Origin of the sequence: Bremerella cremea (genome assembly GCF_003335505.1) — a bacterium.
Classification (GTDB): domain Bacteria; phylum Planctomycetota; class Planctomycetia; order Pirellulales; family Pirellulaceae; genus Bremerella; species Bremerella cremea_A.
Window position 1 is genome coordinate 357,022 of sequence record NZ_QPEX01000046.1, and the last position, 21,509, is coordinate 378,530.

The following is a 21,509-nucleotide window of genomic DNA, read 5'->3' on the forward strand; positions in this document are numbered from 1 at the left end:
ACGACCAGCCATGTGTGGCATCGCCGGAGCATTTTGGACCAGTCCACACCACGAGGTGAGTGCAGCGGTGCTAACACAAATGACCGACAGCATCGCGCATCGTGGCCCGGACGATTCCGGTATCTACCATCGTTCGCAGCAAGTACATGGCCCCTACGGCATTATTCCCGGCATCGGGCTGGGGCATCGTCGGTTATCGATCATCGACCTGGCCGGTGGGCACCAACCTTTAGCTAACGAAGACGAAACCGTTTGGACCGTCTTCAACGGCGAGATCTTCAACTTCAAATCGTTGCGTGCCCGGTTGGAAGGGGCAGGGCACACCTTCCGGACCGATTCCGATACCGAGGTGATCGTTCACCTATTCGAGGATGAAGGTGTCGATGCGTTTCGTCACTTCAACGGCATGTTCGCCATCGCCGTGTGGGATCAGCGACATCGGCGAATTGTGCTTGGTCGAGACCGCCTCGGGCAAAAGCCGCTTTACTTTCGCGTGCAGGACGACCAACTTTTGTTCGGCAGCGAACTGAAAGCCATTTTGCAAGTCCCTGGCGTCCCGCGCGAGGTCGATCCTGGGGCGATTGATGCTTACCTGACCTATCAATATGTCCCTCACCCTCGCACGATTTTCAAAGGCATTCACAAGCTGCCGCCAGGGTGTTATCTGACATTCGATGGCCAGAAGCTTGAGGTCATCTCGTACTGGAACCCCGATTTCACCCAGGAAGCCAACCTCTCGCTAGCCGACGCCAAGGCCGAGCTGGTCGAGCTATTTACCGACTCGGTTCGCCTTCGCCTGCAAGCCGACGTCCCACTGGGCGCGTTTTTGTCTGGCGGGGTCGACTCGTCATTGGTCGTGGCGACCATGAAGCAGTTGACGGACCAACCGGTCAAAACGTTCTCGATTGGCTTCCCGCAGAAAGACTACGACGAAACCAGCTACGCCCGCCTGGTCGCCGAGCACCTGGGCACCGAGCATCACGAATTTCAGGTCACCCCCGATGCCGTCGAAATCCTGCCGAAGCTGATTCATCACTACGACGAACCGATGGCCGATAGCTCTGCCATTCCTACGTGGTATGTCTCGCAGATGACTCGCGAGCATGTCACGGTCGCGCTCAGCGGCGATGGCGGGGACGAACTGTTCGCCGGTTACGATCGCTACAAGGCGGTTCGCTGGGCCGCGATGATCGACAAGCTGGGCCCATTTGGGCGGCTGGCTTCGCGCATCGGGATGAAGGTCTTGCCCGCCGGCGGTCCGCAAAAATCGATTTTGCGGCGTGGTTACCGTTTTGCCGAGGCCATGTCCCTCAGCCCGGCCCGGCGTTATCTGGACTGGATAAGCATCTTCAACGAGACCCGCCGGGGCGACCTCTATAGCGATGCGTTCTTGGCCCAGCTTCCCGAGTCTGATCCCTTTTCGTTCCTGTACCAAGCCTGGAAACGCGTTGGCCAGCGCGATCCGCTGATAGCCGCTTCGCTGGCCGATTTAACGACCTACTTACCTTGTGACTTGAACACCAAGGTCGACATTGCGGCCATGGCCAACGCGCTGGAATGTCGCCAACCGTTTCTCGACTATCGCCTGGCCGAGTTTGCGATTCGCTTGCCCTCGAAATGGAAGTGGCGGGGGGGGCGTGGCAAGTTTCTCTTGAAGCATGCCTTCGGCGATCGCTTGCCCAAAGCGATCTGGAATCGCAAGAAGATGGGGTTCGGCGTGCCGCTGAACACGTGGTTCCGTGGCCAACTGCGCGATATCTTGCACGACACGCTGCTCTCGGAAGCCTCCCTTAGCCGAGGCTACTTCCAACCGGCTGCCGTCCGGCAACTGCTCGACGAGCACGACCAAAACCAATTCGATCACAGCGCCCGCTTGTGGGCCTTATTGGTGCTAGAACTTTGGCATCAAGAATGGGTCGATGGCCATCAGGCCGCTTAAACGGCCCGCTACTGCTCGCACTGGCCTGACGAGGTTCATTTTCTACGGGGGAAGCTTAGAACTGCTGTGCCTGGCCGTGTAAGCGATACGTGGTCGGTCTCTCTGGGGCAAGCACGTACGGGTATTCAACCTCGCCCTGTGGCTGCCGGGTTTCGTACCAGCCAGGATGAAGTACTTGCGGCGGAATCTGCGGACGCACCGGCACAGCAGCGAAATCGGGGTGGCGTCCAAAGTAGGGATCGAGCAGATCGTAGCCGTACAGGTCGTTGTAGACGCGATCGAAGTTGTTCTCGACGTTTCGCCAGTCTTGCATTCGCGGGTTGCCCTGCCGCCAATCTGAAGCCGTCTCGATGACGTTCCGCGCGTTCACGTAACGAACAATCATGGGATCGAACGCCCGCTGCAGCGCATAGTAACTCGCCTGACGCTGGGCCAAGCGGGTGTAACGTTCGGAATAGTCAGCCATCTCTTGCAAAGCCGAATTAAGCGTCTGCATGCCGGTATCGCGGGCTGCCAGCTTCTTGACAGCATGCTCTAGCGAAAGTGCATCGGCGGCCATGTTCCCTCGCTGAATGAAAATACCTTGCGCGAAAGCCGGCCCCGCCAGAAAGCCAGCCAACAACAAACCAGCCAGGCAGCCAAGCCGTGAAGTAGAACGAATCATGCGCATTACCTTCCACAAAGGAGCGAGTCGATGGTTTCATTCTACGGACGTTTGATAGCATTGGCGAAGAAAAAACAGCCCCCGCAGATGTAGAGAGCCACAGAAAGGTCGGCCTTGGGGAGGCTTTGCCTGGCGAAAAGTAGGTGCCCACCTCGCCTGTAACCGCTTGGGCCGGTACCGATTTTCAAAAAAACAAGAATCAAGAAACGTTGAAAGCCCGTCTCTCTTACCAAGGGTCACCGTACAAACAAGAAAGGATCACCAGAACTTGATCCCGGTCCAGAGGAGAAGCTTTCCCTGGAATCTTGTTGCACGATTTACTTTGGTAAGAGAGCCGGACTTTCAACTGAACTATCGTGCATGAACATGCGTCTTGTTCACTCTGATCGTTCACAAACCTTAACCACCTAGAAAGATCCCCATCTTGCCTAGGCATTAGAGATATCGACTTACCGTGGTTTTGACCTGATTGACACTGCTTTACTAATTAGATTTCTCGTCGCAGTCGACCGCTTTGCAGCGACTTTGCCGATTGTAAGGACGGTCAGGCAAAATGGCGTGTTGCTGGTTGCGCAAAATATGGTGGCGATTAACAGAATAAGTCAAAGTCGTTTTTTATTAATCGCGGACACGCCTGAGTGGGTGGTTTGATTGCAGCTTTCAAAGATACAGCTGATAGCAATGATCGTATAAGGATTTTTTTCGTGGTGCGTTGGTCGATTCCCCTTTTGCTGGTTGTCTTTGCGTCGGTGCTGGCGTTTGGCTGCAGCGACTCCATTTTCTCACACAAAGTTTGCTGCGCCGGCCCTCCGGCTGAATTGGTCTCGTCTGAGAAGCAACTACATAAACGCATGGCACAAATTATTCAGGGGCTGCGTGCTTATCACGAAGAGTTCGGCACCTTGCCGCCAGCTTATACCACCGATGAAAACGGACAGCCGCTTACTTCGTGGCGAGTCCTGATTCTGCCACAGATGGGCTTTCAAGCGATCTACGACCAGTACGACCAATCGCAACCGTGGGATAGCCCAGCCAATCAAGCGTGGGCCAACCAAACCCCGGCCCCTTACCAAGATCCTCTGTACACAGATGGCGAGCCAGGCTGGACCACGTTCGTTGGGATCGTCGGGGCTGGCCTGCCGCTGGGCGCAAACGGCTCGGCAGGGCGTTCCCTTTGGTCTGATAGCTTGACCAACGGAGCGCTGCTTGTGGAAGACTTGGCCCAGCCGGTTATCTGGTCGCAACCGGTCGATCGATCGCCCGACGAGATTTTGGCCCGCGAGTCACTTCGATGCGAGAAGGCTCCCTACCTCAACGTTGGGCTGGCCGATGAAAAGGTTTGGCAATTCACCGACGCCACCCGCCACACACTCGAACAACTACTTCGTCCTGAGGACAACTCCACCCCAGAAAACACGGTTGAACATCCTTAGTTTTTTCCTTTTACTCGCTTCCTCCGAGGGATATGATCTAAGCCAGTCTATTGTTTGCCAGCTTGATGATCTTAGCTTGAGGAGTTCTTATTTTGATGAAATGGCGTGCTGAATTTGCCACTTTGGGGCTGCTGTGGACGGTTTCTGTAATCTTGGTTGGCTGCCAGAAAATTGAACCACTCGACGGCGGCAATGCGAGTAGTACTTCTAGCAACGAAGGTAGCTCGAGCAGCACATCTGGCAGTGCGGTAGCTTCCGCTGGAGGATCGGCGTCGTCTGCCGACGTGAACAAGGCCGGCGCAAACATGAAGCGGCTCGTCTTGGCGTTTCACAAATATTACGACGCGAACGGAAAGATGCCTCCTGCTTATACCAAAGACGAAAACGGCAATCCGCTGACTTCGTGGCGGGTGCTGATTTTGCCCTACATTGGCGAGCAAGCGATCTACGATCAATACGACCAAACCAAGCCCTGGGACAGCCCAGAGAATTTGCGGCTCTCGAAATCAACGCCGGCTGGCTTGGTGAATCCACTGATTGCCAATGCAACCAGCGGCTTGACTCCTTTTGTCGGCGTGGTTGGACCGAAGACTGCTCTCAACACCGAGAAACCACTCCGCTACCAGGACATTTCCGATGGTCTCATCAACACGGCGGTCTTCATTGAAGATTTAAACCACCCGGTCATTTGGTCGCAGCCTACCGACCTATCGCCGGAAGAGCTCCTGGCCCGCTCTAGCTTCGAGGACAACGTCCACGGCGGCACGCAGTTCGGCATCGCCGACGGACATATCTATCAGTACGGTAACGAAGACCGCGAGAAAATCGGCTGGTTGATCGATATTGGCAACGGCTTGTAAGGACCGACGAAGTCTTTCCTCTTCCGAAAAATAGTTCATGAACGACATCAACGTACCCACCAACAAAAAGTTGCCAGCCCCGTTAATATTTGCGGCGGCTGGCTTGGCAGGGATTGTCTTGGCCCTGATTTATTTCTTCATCGTCACGCCGATGGTGGCTGCCTACCAAGAGCAAGTCACCATCAACCAGATGAAGCAGATTGCCTTGGCAATGCACCACTACCTCGACGCCAACCAGGTCTTCCCCCAAGCGGCTGTCTTGGACGAAACCGGCAAACCGGTTCGATCGTGGCGGGCCACGGTATGCTACGTGGATGAAAGCGATCTCTTCCAGCAGTACGACCGCCAGCAATCGTGGGATAGCCCAGACAACCTTCGTTTTGCGAAAGAGACGCCCCAGGCATTTCGTTCTCCTCAATGCGATTGTAGCGAAGGGAAAACCCCGTTCGTCGTGGTCGTTGGTCCCAACACGATGTTCCCTTCCGACCAACAAACGAAGTTTCGCGACTGCACCGATGGCAGCTCAAATACGTTGCTGCTGATTGCCGACCTAGAAAATCCCGTCCCTTGGAGCGAACCGAAAGATCTTTCACTCGTAGAGTTTCTGCAGCGCCGCTCTTCTCAAGTCTCCGATCAAAAGCCACTCTACGTCTCCCTGGTCGATGCCTCCACGTTTCGTGTTACCAAGATAACGCCGAAAGACCTTGAGAATCTGACCGTACGCAACGACGGCCATGTCACCTCCTTCGAAGGGCGAGCGTTTTAGCGTCTTGATGGATGATGTCGTCTTTCGAAAAGGTCAGCCAAGCAGAATATACTTCTATTTTCAGCATGCTTGATGAACCCGCAGCAAACACTTAAGACAAGAGACCATGCAAGACTCCAACATTACGAAGAAGAAGTCGTGGCCAATTGTAGTTGGAGTGCTGGTTTTCGTTTTAGCGATTGGCTTGGCCGCAGCATTCGCCTGGTATTACTACGCGATAATGCTTCCTGCCCAACTAGCAAAGCAGGAAGAAGTCACCATCAATCACATGCAGGCCATTGCCCGAGCGATGCTCGCCTATTACGATACCCACGATCATTTTCCGCCTGCATTCACTCCCGATGCCAAGCGTAGGCCGCTGACCTCTTGGCGGGTCAGCTTGCTTCCCTTTTTGGAGGAAGAAGCCCTGGCCCAGCAGTACGACGATCAGCAGCCGTGGGATAGCCCTGCCAATCGTAAGCACGCTGAAACGACCCCTAAACCATTTCAAGGCCCCTTAGCCGATTGTCTTCCCGGGCAAACTCCGTTCTGCGTGGTGGTTGGTCCAGATACGATGTTTACGGGCAACAAAATCAAGGGGCAACTCGTTCCAACTTTCTACGACCCCTACACCAATAAGCCACAGCCACCAGTCCGACTTCAAGGCACCCAATACGAGGATTGCCTGGACGGTACCGTCAACACGCTGCTGTTCTATGCCGATCTCGAACATCCGGTTACCTGGAGCGAGCCTACCGATGTTTCCCCGGAAACGTTTATCGCACGCTATTCCAAACAAGACCTACAACAGAAACGACTTTATGTGGCCTTCGTTTCTGGTGATGTTGTAAGGATTACGAAAATTGATCCGCAGAATATCTTGAACTTGCTCAATCGCCATGATGGCGAATCGGTCGAATATGAAAAGATCGATTTGCAGGAAGATCCCCTGGCAATCCCGACCAATTGATTGCACATAGCCCCCCAAACAGCGAAAATAAAGAGCACTCTTCTCTTCTCTTCTCGCAAAAACGGTGGGACTGATGGTCGACACACCCAATCCATTTCATAGTCCGCCCAAGGATGCCAGCGAGCGGGCACCTACGCTTGGACCTAATCCGCATTACCAGCGAAACGCGATCGTTACCTTGGCCGTCATTCCGATCGTCGGTTTCTTTTTCTTGCTTAGCCTGTGGTCTTTCATCCAGAATCCTCGGCCAGAAGCGACCAAGTACCAGGATCGGCACAACCTCAAGCAGATCGCCCTGGGGCTTCATAATTATCTCGATACCTACGGAAAGTTGCCCCCGGCCTGCGTTACCGATTCCGACGGTAAGCCTCTCTATTCGTGGCGGGTGTTGATTCTGCCCATGGTTGGCGAAGGGGCCCTGCACAAGCAGTTCGATCTGACTCAGGCCTGGGATTCGCCGGTCAACTTGCCGTTGGTTCGCCAAATGCCCGATCTGTTTCGCTCGCCCAATCGCCACATCGACGGCGCTACCGGGCAAACCCCGTATCAAGCGTTGGTCGACGAGTCTGGTTCGCGGACGCTCATAAAACATACGACTGCCCGCTCGCTGGCTACCGTCGGAGATGGAACCAGCAACACGGCCATGCTCATCGCAAACAACCAAGACCCGGTCTGCTGGACCGAGCCCAACGACACCGACCCCGCCAAGTTCCTGCGTCGCTTTCGACCAAGCGAGCACGAGGGGGAAGTGGCGATTGCCTACGGCGATGGATCGGCCCAAGGGCTGGGGGAGAACCTCCGCATCGTTCTGCCAGCGGCCATGTACGCCAACGACGGTAAGGTGCCACAGCGATGAAAGCAATCTTAGCTATTCTGGTGATTCTGCTCGGGCTGGCACTGCTGCTGCAGTTTATGCCGAATTTGGAAATGCCGCGGACCGAAGCTCGGCGGATGGAGTCGCTCCGTCAGCTCCAGCAAATCAGCCTGGCCCTGGCCGCTTACGAAGCCGATTACGGGACGCTGCCTCCGGCGGTCGTGACCGATGCCGAGGGAAATCCGCTCTACTCGTGGCGTGTTTTGTTGCTCCCTTATCTGCAACAACAAGATCTGTACGAACAGTTCGATCTTAACAAAGCCTGGGATGCCCCAGAGAACCTTCCGCTGGCGAGCAACCTTCCGGTGAATTACACCTGCTGGCATCTCGACTCGGAGGAGAATGGAGAAACCGCTTTCGTGGCCCTTGTCTCGGCCAAAGAGCCGCACACGGCCATGCTTCCCTTGGCCGGGCAATCGCTGGCCAAGATCGCCGCCGCCGATGGCCTGGCAGGCACTGCCCTGGTGGTCGAAGACCGCAGCCGCCCGGTCATCTGGTCGCAGCCGCAGGATGTTTCGCCAGAGGACTTCCTGGATCGGCTACCGCCAGCCGAGAAGTTCCCTGCGTGGATCGCCCTGGTGACCTGCGATGCGAACGCATTTGAAATCGAGAACCCACAACGGGAAGAGGTTGTGCCGCTGATGTACGCCGACGACGGAAAGGTACCCTAAATCCGTTTGACAGCCGAGAGCCCGGAAGCGGTTCTGGTACTGTTAGCCGATGGGGCGGTAAAATACCACGTCGAAGCGAGTGAACTTTCGGCCCTGGTATTCTGCGACGATGGTCGCATGAGTAGCCCGTAAGAGATTTTCCTATGAACCAGCCTCCCCCAACTCGGCAACCTCACCAACCGATCAAAGATATGCCTATCATGCTGGGAGTCGCTTTTTTCGCATTTTGTGGTCTTGTGTATGCGATGTTACCTGGCACCGGTCAACCTAGGTCGGCTTCATACCGTGTGCAGTCCATAAACAACTTGAAACAGATCGCCTTGGCACTGCACAACTATCACGACACTTATGGCGAGTTACCCCCTGCCTACGTAACCGATCAACAAGGCCGGCCGCTCTACTCGTGGCGAGTGCTGATCTTACCCATGCTGGAACATCAAGCACTGTACGATCAATTCGATTTGGATGCCCCTTGGGACAGCCCGACGAATCTGCCGCTGGTGCTGCAAATGCCCGAGGTTTACACCAGTCCTTTCTTTCGCCAAACTCAGCTCGAAGGGAAAACGCCCTATCTGGGCATCGTCGATGCAGTCGATGGAGGCACCATCTTACGGCCAGGCAAAGGACGCACGCTGCAGGAGGTGCCTGACGGTTTAGGCAACACAGCCATGGCGATCGACGACCCTGGCCGGATGGTGATCTGGACCAAGCCAGACGATATCGATCCGCTCGAGTTACTGACGATGGCTCCGTGGGATCAGAATGATCTGCATGGCATTCAGGTACTGCGCGGTGATGGCTCCGTCCACCATTTAAGTGAACAGGAACGTTCTCAGCTTGTCGATCTCATATTTTGCGACGACGGGCGAATCCCTAAAAAAGGCCCTTAGTGGTTATGAATCACTTGGCTGCAGAAACCACCACCAACCGACGGCTCTCGCCATGAAGGAACTCTCTTTGATACCAAACCGACTCGGTAATACCAAAGTGATTATCATCGTCGTGACGCTGGTTATGTTCATGCTGGGCTTAGCTTGTTGTGGAATCTTTAGTGCGGCGGTGATGCTGCCGGCCATTACTCAGGCCAAACGGGCCGCCCAGCAAATGACCTCGGCAAATAACATGAAGATGATCGGCCTGGCGCTGCACAACTATCACGACACGTACGGCGCGTTTCCGCCAGCTTATACCGTCGATGCAGCCGGCCAGCCGCTGACTTCGTGGCGGGTGCTGATCTTGCCGTTCATCAACGAGAATTACCTCTACTCGCAGTACGACCTTTCGCAGCCGTGGGACAGCCCCCAGAATCTTCCCTTGGCCAGCCAAACCCCTGCCATACTGACCAGCCCGGCGCTGCAAACGCAATACAACCCTGGGATGACCACCTACGTGGCTTTGGCTGCACCAAACACGCTGCTCAACACGCAGAAGAGCGTTAGCTTCCCGAACATTACCAACGGCACGTCCAATGTTATCGCCGTGGTGGAAGATGGCAGCAACCCGGTTCCCTGGACAAAGCCTACCGACCTTTCACCCCAGCAATTTCTGCTGCTCGATTTCAATGCCACCCCGTCTGGTGAAGTCACCGCTTTATTCTCCGATGGCTCGGTCCGCACCTTCACCAATGCCGACAAACCGCAACTTCAAGGAATGCTGTCGATTGATGGAAGCTAGTTCGTTGGCAGGCAATTTTATCTCTTCAAACGGGTGCCATGCTTTCGTCCTCGTAAGCATGCGAAGCCAGGAAGCTCATGCCGACGAAGACCACGGCATGGCACCCACCACATCGGCGCGAGAGAGGCATCCGGCAAGAGTGCCTTGGGCCGGTAAGGCCGCTGCAACCCGCATTACTCTGGTAGCCCGCGCCAGGTTTCGCTGATCCCATCGCCGACCGCTTGCCGAAGAAAGAGAATACGTATTGATGCTAGCTTTCGTGTGAACTTCCTGATCGACCGCCGTTATGATGCCTGATCCTTCGTTTCCTTCTATCCGGTTCCGCGGTCAGTTGCGTCCCTCGCAGTTGCAAGTCCGCGACGTCGCCGAACAGCAGTTGGCTCAGGGGGAACGGCAACTCCATATCGTTGCCCCGCCTGGCTCTGGCAAAACCGTTTTGGGGCTGTACCTTTGGGCCGAGTTGATCAAGCGGCCGGCACTGGTGCTAAGTCCGAACTCGGCCATTCAATCGCAGTGGGCGGCTAGGACTGATCTGTTCGAATCGAACGTGCCGGTTTCACAGATAGTCAGCACCGATGCCAACGAGCCGAAGCTACTCACCTCGCTCACTTATCAAGCCGTTACCTTGCCCCGCCGTGGCGACGACGGTCTCGATCATGCGGCTATGTCGCTGTGGGAAGATCGCTTGATCGAAAAAGGCCAGGCCCAAGATCCCGCCGAAGCCAAGGTCTGGATTCGCGATTTGAAGCGGCATAATCGTGACTACTACGATCAACGCTTGTCCGCCTATCGCAAGCAAGTCCGGGACGAAGCAGGCTTGGCTGGCCAATCGTTCGAGATGCTGCACCAATCGTGCTTACGTACGTGGCAGAAGCTCCGCGAAGCCAATGTTGGGCTGTTGATCTTGGACGAATGCCATCACTTGGTCGGCCACTGGGGACGTGTTCTTTCCGATGCCATGGCTTCGCTGGACGACGCCATCGTGATCGGGCTAACAGCGACTCCGCCGGATGGCGACGGCAAGGTGCCGGCCGACTTCGAGCGGTACACCCAGTTCCTCGGGCCGATCGATCACGACGTGCCGGTGCCTGCGGTGGTGCGTGATGGTTTTCTGGCCCCGTACCAAGACCTGGCCTATTTCGTGCGTCCATCCGAGGAAGAACTCCGCTTCGTCGCCCAAGCCGACGATCACTTGAGCGAGATTTTGCAGCTAGTTTGCGACAAGCCATTTGAGGAAACCGCCCAGCCTGCCAGCGTCCACTCATCGCCAGTTCCCCCGGTTGCTGCCGATGAAGAGGACGAACCGCAAGAGGTTCCCAGCCTCGCCCATGTCGGTGGAACGGAAGCGGTATACCAGGAAGACGATCCGTTCGCCGATTTAATTCCAGAAACCACGCCACCTGCTTCGCCAGAAGTTGCCCCAGCCGAGCCTGTTAACGTCGAGCCAGCCGCCGTCGAATCAACCACCACCGACGAAGCTCCTCGCGTGAAAGCTCTGATACCGTGGCTGCTCGAAACGTTGGAAACACGCCGCCACGCAACCAGCACGTTCAAGACGTGGGCCTCGTTTCATCGCCGCGACCCTGAGTTCGCCGACGCGGCGCGCGTCTTTTTACAGGTTCGTAAAATCAAACTGCCGGCAGAGGTGCCGCCGGTGGTGATCGAGGTTCCTTTAGAAGAAGTTCCGCCGATCCCAGTCGTTATCCCGGTGCTCGATCGCTACGTCCGCCACGCTTTGCGGCGTTCCCCCAATGCCGCAGACCGAGCATTGGCCGAGAAGGTCATCTCAGGGCTCCGCATGCTGGGCGTGCAAATCACCGAAACCGGTTGCCAGGCATGTGCTTCGCCGGTCGGACGTGTGCTGGCCTACAGCAGCGAGAAAGCTCAAGCGTTGGTCCCGATCCTCACAACGGAAATGGCCGCCCTGGGGGACACCATACGCGCGGTGGTGGTGACCGATTTCGAGAAAACCTCGGCCACGATTTCGGATGTCGAACACTTACTCAGCAGCGAAGCAGGGGGCGCAATCGCGGCGTTTCGCGTGCTGGTCAGCGATCCGAAGCTCGACGAGCTCGACCCGGTACTGGTCACCGGCAGCAGCGTGTTGGTCGACGACGACTTGGCCCATCGCTTTGAAACCGCCGCCAAGCAGTGGTTGGCCGAGGCTGGTTTCGAGGCGACACTAACCTTTGAAGAACAAGTCGGTTTTCATGTTGTCAGCGGCAGCGGTCGCGATTGGTGCCCGCGAGTTTATGTCGAGATGATCACCGAGCTGTTCCAGCGCGGGCTCACCAAGTGCTTGGTCGGCACACGTGGCCTCTTAGGGGAAGGGTGGGATGCGAACAAGATTAACGTGCTCGTTGATTTGACGACGGTCACCACCAGCATGACGGTGCGGCAGCTACGTGGTCGCTCGTTCCGGCTCGATCCGGCCGTGCCTGAGAAGCTGGCCAACAACTGGGACGTGGTTTGCCTCGCTCCCGAATTTAGCAAAGGCTTGGACGACTACGCACGGTTCATCAAGAAGCATCAAAACATCTTCGGCGTAACCGACGACGCGCTGATCGAAAAGGGAGTCGGCCACGTTCATCCAGCCTTAACCGACTTGCGGCCAGAACTGCTAGAAGGCTCGGTCCGCGAGCTTAACCGCAACATGCTCAGCCGGGTTGCCCTGCGGCACGAGATTCGCGACTTGTGGAAGATTGGCACACCTTACCAAGGAGAACCAAGCCACACGCTCGAAATGCGCGTTCACCAGTCGGAACGCGAAGCAGGCGGCTTCCCTCCGTTCACTGACGAGAAAGAACCGTGGTCCAGCGATTCGTTGGTCCAGGCCGTAGGAGAAGCAATCGCCCAGAGCATGGTCGCGCTCAAGCTGCTCAAATCTCCGCCAGAAGTCATCGCTCGGCCACGGGCCGGCGGCTATGTGCGGGTAATGCTGGAAGATGCCACGGCGGAAGACAGCCGCATGTTTGTTACCGCACTGCACGAAGCCCTCGGTCCGCTCAACCGACCTCGTTACATCATCCCGCGCAAGTTGAAGTTCGTTCGCACGACTTGGCTTTCTCGCATGTTGCCGCACCTGCTGGGTCAGTATCTCGAAAAGAACGAAGACCGCACCGTGATGGTGCATGCCGTGCCCAACGTCCTGGCGAAGAACAAAGAATCGGTCGAGGTATACGAACGGTATTGGAATCAATACGTCAGCCCCGGCTTCCCCGTGTTTGCCCTGCGTGGGGAAGGGGAGTCGCTGCTGCGAGAAGCGTTGAAAAAAGGAATGAGCCCGACCGGAGACTTCCACGAGAAAGAAATCTTCCGCTAAGCAGCGCCGTTACCAGGCGATCTTACTTAAACAAAGCTGCGATGTCGTCCTGGTCGAGAGGGCGATCTTCTAGCTCTTCTTCGGCAGCGGCTTCCAACTCCTCTTCGGTCTCAGCGGTCTCTGGTTCGTCGTCACTATCTGCCGTGGTCGAGTTAGCGAACATTGCCTCGATATCGTCGAGCGACGCCGCATCCGATTCGGCCTTTGCTTCAGGTGCCGGCTTCGCCTGGGGGACAGGCTCCTCTTTTCGCTTGGCTGCTGGTTTGCCAGAAAACAACGAAGCGATGTCGTCTTGATCGAGCGGACCGTCCTCCGCCTGTTCAACAGGCGCCTTCGCCGTTTCTGGTTGCTCGGTGGTCTCGGAAGTTGTGGAATTGGCAAACATCGCTTCGATATCATCTAGCGACGCCACCTCGGGCTTGCTGTCAGCTTCAGCCACCGGCTCGTCCCGCAGTCCGGCCAGGTAGTCTTCCAACTCGTGTTCGCTCGCCGCTGGTTGCTCTGGCGGCTTCTCTTCGGTCTTTGTTTCGGCGACCGGTGTTTCCTCTGGGACTGGCTGCGGGGCAGCGGGTTCCGCCTTCACTTCCGGTTTGGCTTCTGGGATGGGTTCTGGTTTCAGCTCGGCCACCGGTTCATTGACCGGGGGCGCAGCGGGCACTTCCGGAGCAACTTCAGCCACAGCTTTTTCCACAACCTTCTCAGCCACGACTTCTTGGGGAGCCGGTGACGGATCTGGCGCAGGCTTCGGCGGCGCAGCGACCACCTGTTCAGGACTCGCTGCCTGCTCTGAGGTTGCCTCTGCTTCAGCCTCGATCGCTTCAATTCGCACCAGACTGTCTCCTCCGGAAGGAAGAAACAGCGCGTACCATGGCCGAGGCCCATAGCCCAACAACACGGCACAAGCAAAACCAGCAACAAGGTTGATCACGGCGAAAAGCAGGAAGACAATCACAGGCGAATCACCAGGAAAAATGAGAACGCGATAGATAGAGAAGCCCCTTCCCTACGTAAAAAGCATACGTTTCGTCTGAGTGGGCGTAAGTCGCGTCTGCGGAATGCCGTAGCATGAAGCGAACAGAGATCGGTGCAATCGTTACAGAGCCAACCGAAACACCTTAAATCCCCATGAATGAACTGTCTATTAACCCAAGCAAACCCCCTGTCGATGGCTTCACAGAGAAAATCTTTGCGTAATTTGTGCAGAGATTCGCGTAAAGTGCTTGCTCCTTAGCGGCTTTGTCCTCGCATAATCGGCCCAGGCCGGCCGTTGTTTTGGGAGGCTTGTTGTAGCAGCGCCGGAGAAGGGCCACTCGGCAACGTAAATACTGCTGGTTGCGCGGTGGGATTATCTTTCGACCGCAACACGACGGTCACTTCTGCCCCACCTTTTTGACCACGCAGATAACGCAACATCTCTTGCTCGACTTCACTCAAACCTTCCATGCTTTCTACCGCAGCTCTGGCCGAAGCGGCTGATGGCATACTAGCCACCGCTTGAGAACGGCTAGGCGGATCCCAATTGTTGGTCGGAGCCGACGGGATAGCACGAGAAGGATTGGTTGGGGGCTGGGCAACCGGTTGCATTTGAGCCGGGGGCTGCGTGTGCGAAGCCAGACGCATCGGGCTTTGATTCTGGAACAAGTGAGCCAATTTTGCTTGCTGCAGCACAGCATGAATCGTAGGTAAAGCGGCGTAGATTCCTTCGTTATCTTTGTCGTCGGCGGCATTGCAAACGCCAATCAATTGGCCATCCGCCGCGAACAACCCACCACCACTGCGCCCAACGGTCGGGGCCCCAGCGGCTTGGACGTTGGCGTGCCCCACGTACCGGTTCAAACTGTTGATACGCGTAGGATACAAATTCCGTGGCCCTCCGTTATCGCAACCAACGCTAAACGCCGGTTGGCCAACTTCCACCGTGTGATTGGCCGCACCAATTGGCATTGGTTTAATCGGAGATTGCGTGCGAATGGCCACCAATGCGACATCGCGATCGAGGTCAAAAGCCAGGACTTCCCCCGGAACGGTCGTTCCCTGCTGGGAATCTTGGTAGGTGATCACTTCCAGTGGACCTTTCCCCTGGGAATCGCGAAACAGGTGCGCACAAGTCAGCACCAACGCTTCGTTCCCTTGAGAATGCACAACCGTGCCGCTACCGTACGAGTGGCCATCGGGATCGGTCACTTTCAACTTGACGCTGGCCTGCATCGCTTGGGCATGAACATCTGCCCCACCACGCGCTGACTGAGCAGCCGCAGCCCCAACGGGTTGTCCAAAAACGGCAGGCTGAACCATGCCACCATGCTGAGGCGATTGCCCACGCGCAATCCCTGTCGCCGCATTCAGCTGCGGACCAGCTTGGCGAGGCATCGCCTGGTTCGCGATGGGCTGCGGGGCAGGGGTTCGTGGTTTGGCAACTTGGTACAGGTTGATCAAACGGTCGTAGGAAGTGGCTCCTTCAATCTGACCGACGATTTGGTTTCCCGAGACCATCACAAAGTAAGGCAGCCCGCGTACGCCCATTTGTTGCGCCATTTGCGGTTGCTGATCTTTGTCGACAACTTGAACCGGGTAACCAGCTTGCTGCAAACGAGCGATGACTGGCTTCATTTGGTGGCAGTAGACACACCAATCGGCGGTGAAGCAGTACAAAACCGAGTCGGCGGCGGCCAATGGGGCCGTGAAGACTAGCAGTAATAAGAGCGAGGTAATCGCCTTCATCGCATCCCTCCTTGGAGCGAGTATTTGCCGAACCCTGATTTCAGGGCGATGGTTACCGGTTGGGCCAGCGGGGACAGCCCGGCGATCTCCTGCTGTGCCATCCTGGCCAGCGGGGGTCGGAAATCGCCGGGACAATGTCCTCAAGAGGTACAATTCCAGCAAGGGCAATCGTGATTGATTTCCCGCAATTTCCGCGAGAAGGCCAGAAAAACCTCAAGTTCACCCCTGCTATCAGCCGACGGCGCGGTGTGCCAGCGTAGCTTTCTCCCCCTTATCCGTCCGGCGGTTCCCTCGGTATGAGGGGGCAGTTCCGACCTTTTTAAAGAACACGGGATACACTGGAACAGTTTGCCCCTTGGGATACGAATCCCCAATCAGCCGAACGCGGCTGGCATCCTTTCTGAGTACATTTAGCCCCCAAGCATCGTTTCTAATAAATGAAAGACCTTCCGCAACACGAATCGCCGCCGGTTGATGTCGCGCAACTTGTTGCCGAACATCAGCTTACGGTTTGGCGAAGCCTGCGATCTTGGGGGTGTTCCCCTCAAGAGGCGGAAGATCTGACCCAGGAAACCTTTTTAAAGATCCTGGAAAAACCGTTCGAGGACCAAGGAGATGCCGCTACAAGGGGGTATCTGCGGACCGTAGCTCGGCACCTGTTGATCGACCGTCGGCGCAAAGAAGGACGACAAACCAACGTCCAAGCCGTCGAGAACATCGATCAATTTTGGGCCCAGACAGACGATCGGAAGCCGGAAGCATTGTTAGAGATGTTAGGCGAGTGCCTGCAAGCTTTGACCGACCGGGCCCGTTTGGCGTTGGAGCTTCGGTTTCAAGATCGGAAATCGAGAACGGAAATTGCCGAGGCCCTCGAAATCGGCGAACATGGAGCCAAAAACTTGATGCAACGTGCCAAGCAGCAGCTGCGCGAGTGCATCGAGGTTAAATTAAAAGAGCAAACCTAAGTCACCTATGCCTTACGAAGATCCCATCATCGATCCTCTGTTAGAGGAACTGCTCGGCCAAGAGCAGATGCCGGATCTGACCGCGCGCATCATGCGTGCCCACCAGCAACGACAAGCCGCTGCGGCTTCCCAGCAGAATGGTGCCCCTGCACAAAACGGACGCGTCAAAGCTCCTCTGTCGCTCGCAGTCAACGCCGCCACCGAAACGATCTCTGATGAACCGGCTGTCGAAGCTCCGACCAAACGTTCTGGCGAATACAAACGCCGCTTAAAACGACAACGTTTGGTTACCGCCATCGGCTCGCTTTCGCTCAGCTTATGCTTGCTGGTGATGCTGGGTGGAGTAACCTATTACACCTATCAACGATTTGTGCCAGGGCAAGGCATACCGCTCGCCGCCGACGGGACTGCAAAACCGTCGAGCGGCGCCCGCAACACTGAAGCAACATCGGACAACAGTCCGCAGCTTGCTAACCATAACGTTTCGCCAGACGATAAGGGATCGCGTGAAAATGGGTTGCCCAGCGTCTCCCCGGCGATGTCGCTAATGCCTGCCGAGATCGAAACGATCGCCCAGGTTGCTCGCACCGAGAAGGCTGCCCCCAGCTTTGTGGAACCACGTGTCCGCGATAGCCTGAAACTGGCCGACGACGAGGTCATTCGCGAGATTGACAATGCGATCGCCACCGCTTGGCAGGCCGAGAAGGTCAAACCTTCCCCTGCCGCCACCGACAACGAATTCTGCCGCCGCACTTATTTGCAGTTGCTTGGCCGTATTCCCACCGTTGAAGAAATCGAGAGTTACGCCAAGCATCGCGGCAAAAATAAACGCACCTGGCTGGTCGACGAGATCTTAGGAAACGAGAAATACCAGGCCGAATTCGCTTCGTTTTGGAGTGCTCGTTTCGCGAACATCTTGGTTGGCCGCGCCGGCGGGATGAGCGATGACAGCCCGATCGATCGCGCCGCTTTAGAAAACTACCTGGCCAGCGCGTTCCAGAAGAACACCCCTTATAACTTGGTAGTGAAAGACTTACTCACCGCCACCGGCACCACCAGTCCTGGTAGCGAGAGCTTCAACCCGGCGACCAATTTCCTGGTTAGCATGATCGACGGCGATGCCAAGCTGGCCACGGCCAAGACTTGCTCGACGTTTTTGGGGCAACAATTGCAGTGCGCCGAATGCCACAACCACCCGACCAGTGGTTGGGACCAAGAGCAGTTCTGGAGCATGAACGCTTTCTTCCGGCAAACGAAGCTGGCCAAAGACCGAGAGTCTGGCAAGCTGGCGATTGTCGATCGAGACTTTGTTCAGAACCAAGCATCCGACGCTGGCGAAGTCTATTACGAACAGCCCAACGGCCTGGTCAAGGTCGCTTATCCGGCTTTCGTCGACGGCACCAAGATTCCGGCCTCAGGCAAGATCCGCGAAGTCGATCGTCGGCACGAATTGGCACAGCTGATCGTCAATTCCGACGACTTCCCCAAGGCAACCGTCAATCGCATGTGGCAGCACTTCTTTGGTGTAGGCTTTACGCAACCGGTCGACGATATGGGGCCCCACAATCCCGCCTCACATCCCGAACTGCTTGACAATCTGGCAGTTCACTTCGCCGAATCAGGCTTCGACATGAAGCGGCTGATGCGTTGGATTGTGCTTTCCGAGCCGTATGCCCTTTCGAGTCGTCAGATCGATGCGAACCTGGCCGATGATCCCGACGCCGGGCAGCAGCTATTTGCCCGCTACTACGCTCGCCAGATGGAAGCCGAGCAGCTATTTCACTCGCTGCAAATGCTAGCCAAAAACCCTAGCCGCAACAATGCGATCATCGCTTCCAACGATGACCGTCATACGTGGCTCGGGCAGATCAATCAGAAGATGGGAGACGACGAAGACAACGAAACCTCGTCGTTAGATGGCGGTGTCTCACAGTCGCTGTTGATGATGAACGGTGGTTTAATGCGTCAGGCAACCGATGCTCAAGCTGCCGTGCTGAAAAACGTGATCGCCTCGAAGATGTCTCCGCCGGAAAAGGTCGAACACTTGTTCCTCGCGGCACTCTCGCGTCGCCCCACCAAAAAAGAACTCAACGCGATTGGAGAGATCCTAAAATCGCGAAATAACGAAGCTGTCGCCCTGCAAGACATTTGGTGGGCACTACTCAACAGCAACGAGTTTATTCTCGATCATTGAGCCCCCTGGGCGGCATCGGCTCGTTTAGCTTAGCCGCCCTCTCTCTTAGGCAAGCCGTTTTAAGCGGCTCGCAGATCGTTCTCCATGCGGGTGAGGGCCTGCATCAGTTGGCTCCATTCGCTGACGATATCGAGCGTCTCGAACTGCGTAGCGTCGTCATTCTCGAAGCCACGTTCGCTCAACCGCATTGCATCCCCCAAAACCATCGATCCAACCGGTTCCACTTCAGGTAGGTTATCCACGTCCAATTCCTCTTCTTCGTTAGGCAAAATGTGTTCCATAGCACGATGAACGGCCCACAACGCGGCTCGGCGAGCATCTGCAGCATCCACAATCAATCGCAACGAGCCAGACTCGACGTAAAACTTAGCCATGATGAATGTCCTTCCGTGTATATGTTTGGGTTCTTTCGATAACTTGATTCCCCTTTGGGGCAGTAGTAGTTATCGCTGGGCGATTGACACGGCAGGTCACAGCGAGAAATTTTTTGGCGATTGGCGGCAAAAAAGTAGAAAAGCAGACGATTACCAATCTGCGCAAGGCGAGAGCCGGCCGAACGTCTGCCCCAAGGGATGCGAATAAATCCGCATAACGCTCTGCCGGCTCTTCATAAGCGAAAACGGGGACCCCGCTTCGCTAGAGTGGCATCTTGCCACACTTATTAGCCTTACATCTTGTATTGTCGTTTAAGCACTTTCATCGCTCTGTGAAGTGATGAGGGGTGCTTTTGCAGTTGGAGTGGCAGTCGAGAGGAAAACGCGGCTGCCATCAACCACTTCCCCCTAATGTGACGTAATTGCGAATTTCCCGCAAGCGTCTTAGGCAAGATAATCGACCACTGTGCGGTCTTCCACCGCTGAGTAGGGAAAGACCGCAGGTATACCGTTCCAATGTAGGTAGACAGCTCGAGTTAAGAAAAACGCAGTTGCCGCTGAATGATCTACCACCTCAAGAGAGGTCTGCCCCGTAGTTTAGATCGATTCAGCAAGCAACTGCGTTTTTGTAACGATCCCTGGCAAACGCTTGCGCGGGGAACAAATAGTGAACAGTAAAACCATGCCTTTGGGTTATATCCAAACTGCCTCTGGAGTATGAAGAATCGGAAAAATTATCGCGCAGCCTCCAGCTCAGATGCTGATAAAACGGTGTGGATGGCCGCAGCAGAAAAGCCAGCTTGCAGGTAGAGAGTTGCCTGGGAAGCGTTATCGGCTCGAACGAGACGGGCAAGATTCTAGGATCACGTTTTGAAACGTGGCCGATCTAAAAAATCCAACCGAGGCTACTAGGTCGCGGAATTCATCGAATCGGATTCGACGATACAGTCGGTTATCCGATTCGCCTGGTCGACCAAGATCACCCGAGGCTGGTGCCCGTTGATTTCCTGCTCGGTGTACTGGGCGTAGCAAACGATGATAACCAGGTCGCCTGGGCTCACTAGGTGCGCAGCAGCCCCGTTGATACCAATCACGCCGGAATCAGCCTCGCCAGGGATGGCATAGGTGGTAAGACGCTTCCCATTGGTGATATTTAAAACATCAACCTGTTCATGAGGAAGAATCTGTGCCGCCTCTAGCAGGGTGGAATCGATCGTGATGCTACCCACGTAGTCCAAGTCGGCCTGAGTGACCGTGGCGCGGTGAATTTTGGATCGGAGAAAGGTCCGAAGCATTCCACTGCTTTCGTTGTGTGAACCCATATTTCAGTGGGACATGGCAGCCTTGCCTCCCAGGTGGGCCGGAAGGCAATGCTACTATGAGAATGGCTGTCACAAGCCAAGCCTTTTATTATATCGGATAATACCCGAAATGGAAAAAGCCCCCAGGTGGAAACCTGGGGGCTTTTTTAAATTTGGAATGGCTGGGATAGTCTTTGAAATATAAAAAAGAGTCAGATAGGGTTAGCTATTCCAAACAAGTATCAACATCACTCTCGACGCTAATTGGCGACGAATAATGAAGTTGAGCAATCTTCCAGCCGTCTTCCGTTTGGATCATTACGGCTGTAATTCGCATCGGCACTTCGGCCCGGCGGTAACCGGCTTGGACATAGAGATAGCAATCGGTCGCGAGCCAGGCTACCTGACCCATGGTCGAAACACTTCTCCAGCCAAATCGCATCCGCAAGGTGTCTGTTTGTTCCCAATCTCGGCGAATTTGCCCTAATGCGGCGTTGATCCCGACGTTTCGTTCGTCGCAACCACTGCCCAAAAGGACTACGTCTCGATCAGTGCAAAACAGGTTCAACAATCTCCTTTTGTCACGGTTTGCGTAAGCGTCTGCGAAATTGCGCAGCACACTCATCACATCCGCTTCAACGGAAGCAGTTGCATACACGACAATCCCCCTGTCATGCGCGAGGATGTTTTCCAGCACGAGCGCCGGAGATAGAAGCAAGTCGGTAGGGCGGGCCGCATGAAAAGGTCGAGAAACTTTCGTGAGGCTTGAAAGAACTCTTTGACCTAAGGCAATGTCCGGTTA

Annotated in this window: 19 protein-coding genes; 13 read left to right on the forward strand and 6 right to left on the reverse strand. The window is 55.7% G+C overall.

From position 1 onward, the window contains the following. The first annotated feature begins 10 nt into the window (after nucleotides 1-10). Nucleotides 11-1,939, forward strand: coding sequence for an asparagine synthase (glutamine-hydrolyzing) (asnB, locus tag DTL42_RS25225; RefSeq protein WP_114373560.1), 1,929 nt, complete (start codon nucleotides 11-13; stop codon nucleotides 1,937-1,939). 55 nt (nucleotides 1,940-1,994) lie between these two features. Here the strand turns inward: asnB and DTL42_RS25230 are convergent, their stop codons facing one another. Further along, the gene (locus DTL42_RS25230) at nucleotides 1,995-2,603 is read right to left on the reverse strand and encodes a hypothetical protein (protein ID WP_114373562.1); all 609 of its coding nucleotides are present in this window, start codon (nucleotides 2,601-2,603) and stop codon (nucleotides 1,995-1,997) included. Nucleotides 2,604-3,307: 704 nt separating this feature from the next. Between DTL42_RS25230 and DTL42_RS25235 the strand changes: the two genes are divergently transcribed. The 10 genes from DTL42_RS25235 to DTL42_RS25275 all read left to right on the forward strand — a co-directional run bounded on the left by DTL42_RS25235 (nucleotide 3,308) and on the right by DTL42_RS25275 (nucleotide 13,152). After that, a complete protein-coding gene (locus DTL42_RS25235) occupies nucleotides 3,308-4,036 on the forward strand; it encodes a DUF1559 domain-containing protein (RefSeq protein WP_114373565.1) in 729 nt (242 codons plus the stop codon). A gap of 95 nt (nucleotides 4,037-4,131) precedes the next feature. Continuing rightward, nucleotides 4,132-4,896: a DUF1559 domain-containing protein gene (locus tag DTL42_RS25240; RefSeq protein ID WP_114373568.1), complete on the forward strand. Its 765-nt coding sequence runs from the start codon at nucleotides 4,132-4,134 to the stop codon at nucleotides 4,894-4,896. 37 nt (nucleotides 4,897-4,933) lie between these two features. After that, nucleotides 4,934-5,662, forward strand: a complete 729-nt coding sequence (locus tag DTL42_RS25245; RefSeq protein ID WP_114373570.1) for a DUF1559 domain-containing protein — start codon at nucleotides 4,934-4,936, stop codon at nucleotides 5,660-5,662. 106 nt (nucleotides 5,663-5,768) lie between these two features. After that, nucleotides 5,769-6,611 carry a DUF1559 domain-containing protein gene (locus tag DTL42_RS25250; RefSeq protein ID WP_114373572.1) on the forward strand — a complete coding sequence of 281 codons (843 nt, stop codon included), beginning with the start codon at nucleotides 5,769-5,771 and terminating at the stop codon, nucleotides 6,609-6,611. Between the two features lie 73 nt (nucleotides 6,612-6,684). Continuing rightward, entirely contained in the window at nucleotides 6,685-7,467 is a 783-nt protein-coding gene (locus DTL42_RS25255; protein ID WP_114373574.1) for a DUF1559 domain-containing protein, read from the forward strand. Continuing rightward, nucleotides 7,464-8,156, forward strand: coding sequence for a DUF1559 domain-containing protein (locus tag DTL42_RS25260; protein ID WP_114373576.1), 693 nt, complete (start codon nucleotides 7,464-7,466; stop codon nucleotides 8,154-8,156). Before DTL42_RS25255 ends, DTL42_RS25260 begins: the two co-directional genes overlap by 4 nt. Nucleotides 8,157-8,162: 6 nt before the next feature. Next, a complete protein-coding gene (locus DTL42_RS26980; protein WP_261341610.1) occupies nucleotides 8,163-8,288 on the forward strand; it encodes a hypothetical protein in 126 nt (41 codons plus the stop codon). An 11-nt stretch (nucleotides 8,289-8,299) separates the two neighbouring features. After that, the gene (locus tag DTL42_RS25265; protein WP_114373578.1) at nucleotides 8,300-9,046 is read left to right on the forward strand and encodes a DUF1559 domain-containing protein; all 747 of its coding nucleotides are present in this window, start codon (nucleotides 8,300-8,302) and stop codon (nucleotides 9,044-9,046) included. A 67-nt stretch (nucleotides 9,047-9,113) separates the two neighbouring features. Next, entirely contained in the window at nucleotides 9,114-9,830 is a 717-nt protein-coding gene (locus tag DTL42_RS25270) for a DUF1559 domain-containing protein (protein ID WP_158545547.1), read from the forward strand. A 286-nt stretch (nucleotides 9,831-10,116) separates the two neighbouring features. Next, entirely contained in the window at nucleotides 10,117-13,152 is a 3,036-nt protein-coding gene (locus tag DTL42_RS25275) for a DEAD/DEAH box helicase (protein ID WP_234824358.1), read from the forward strand. A 22-nt stretch (nucleotides 13,153-13,174) separates the two neighbouring features. Here the strand turns inward: DTL42_RS25275 and DTL42_RS25280 are convergent, their stop codons facing one another. After that, entirely contained in the window at nucleotides 13,175-14,104 is a 930-nt protein-coding gene (locus tag DTL42_RS25280; RefSeq protein WP_114373582.1) for a hypothetical protein, read from the reverse strand. 275 nt (nucleotides 14,105-14,379) lie between these two features. Next, nucleotides 14,380-15,873: a trypsin-like peptidase domain-containing protein gene (locus tag DTL42_RS25285; RefSeq protein ID WP_114373584.1), complete on the reverse strand. Its 1,494-nt coding sequence runs from the start codon at nucleotides 15,871-15,873 to the stop codon at nucleotides 14,380-14,382. A gap of 437 nt (nucleotides 15,874-16,310) precedes the next feature. On the opposite strand from DTL42_RS25285, the gene DTL42_RS25290 reads away from it, so the two are divergent. Further along, on the forward strand, nucleotides 16,311-16,838 hold the full coding sequence (locus DTL42_RS25290; protein WP_114373586.1) for an RNA polymerase sigma factor: 528 nt from the start codon (nucleotides 16,311-16,313) through the stop codon (nucleotides 16,836-16,838). Nucleotides 16,839-16,845: 7 nt separating this feature from the next. Further along, complete coding sequence (locus DTL42_RS25295; protein WP_114373588.1) at nucleotides 16,846-19,032, forward strand: DUF1553 domain-containing protein; 2,187 nt, start codon at nucleotides 16,846-16,848, stop codon at nucleotides 19,030-19,032. 59 nt (nucleotides 19,033-19,091) lie between these two features. Here the strand turns inward: DTL42_RS25295 and DTL42_RS25300 are convergent, their stop codons facing one another. The 3 genes from DTL42_RS25300 to DTL42_RS25310 form a co-directional block, all read right to left on the reverse strand. Then, nucleotides 19,092-19,406, reverse strand: coding sequence for a hypothetical protein (locus DTL42_RS25300; protein WP_114373590.1), 315 nt, complete (start codon nucleotides 19,404-19,406; stop codon nucleotides 19,092-19,094). 908 nt (nucleotides 19,407-20,314) lie between these two features. Further along, nucleotides 20,315-20,701 carry an aspartate 1-decarboxylase gene (panD, locus tag DTL42_RS25305; protein ID WP_114373592.1) on the reverse strand — a complete coding sequence of 129 codons (387 nt, stop codon included), beginning with the start codon at nucleotides 20,699-20,701 and terminating at the stop codon, nucleotides 20,315-20,317. 232 nt (nucleotides 20,702-20,933) lie between these two features. Continuing rightward, on the reverse strand, nucleotides 20,934-21,365 hold the full coding sequence (locus DTL42_RS25310; RefSeq protein WP_114373594.1) for a nuclear transport factor 2 family protein: 432 nt from the start codon (nucleotides 21,363-21,365) through the stop codon (nucleotides 20,934-20,936). Nucleotides 21,366-21,509 lie beyond the last annotated feature (144 nt).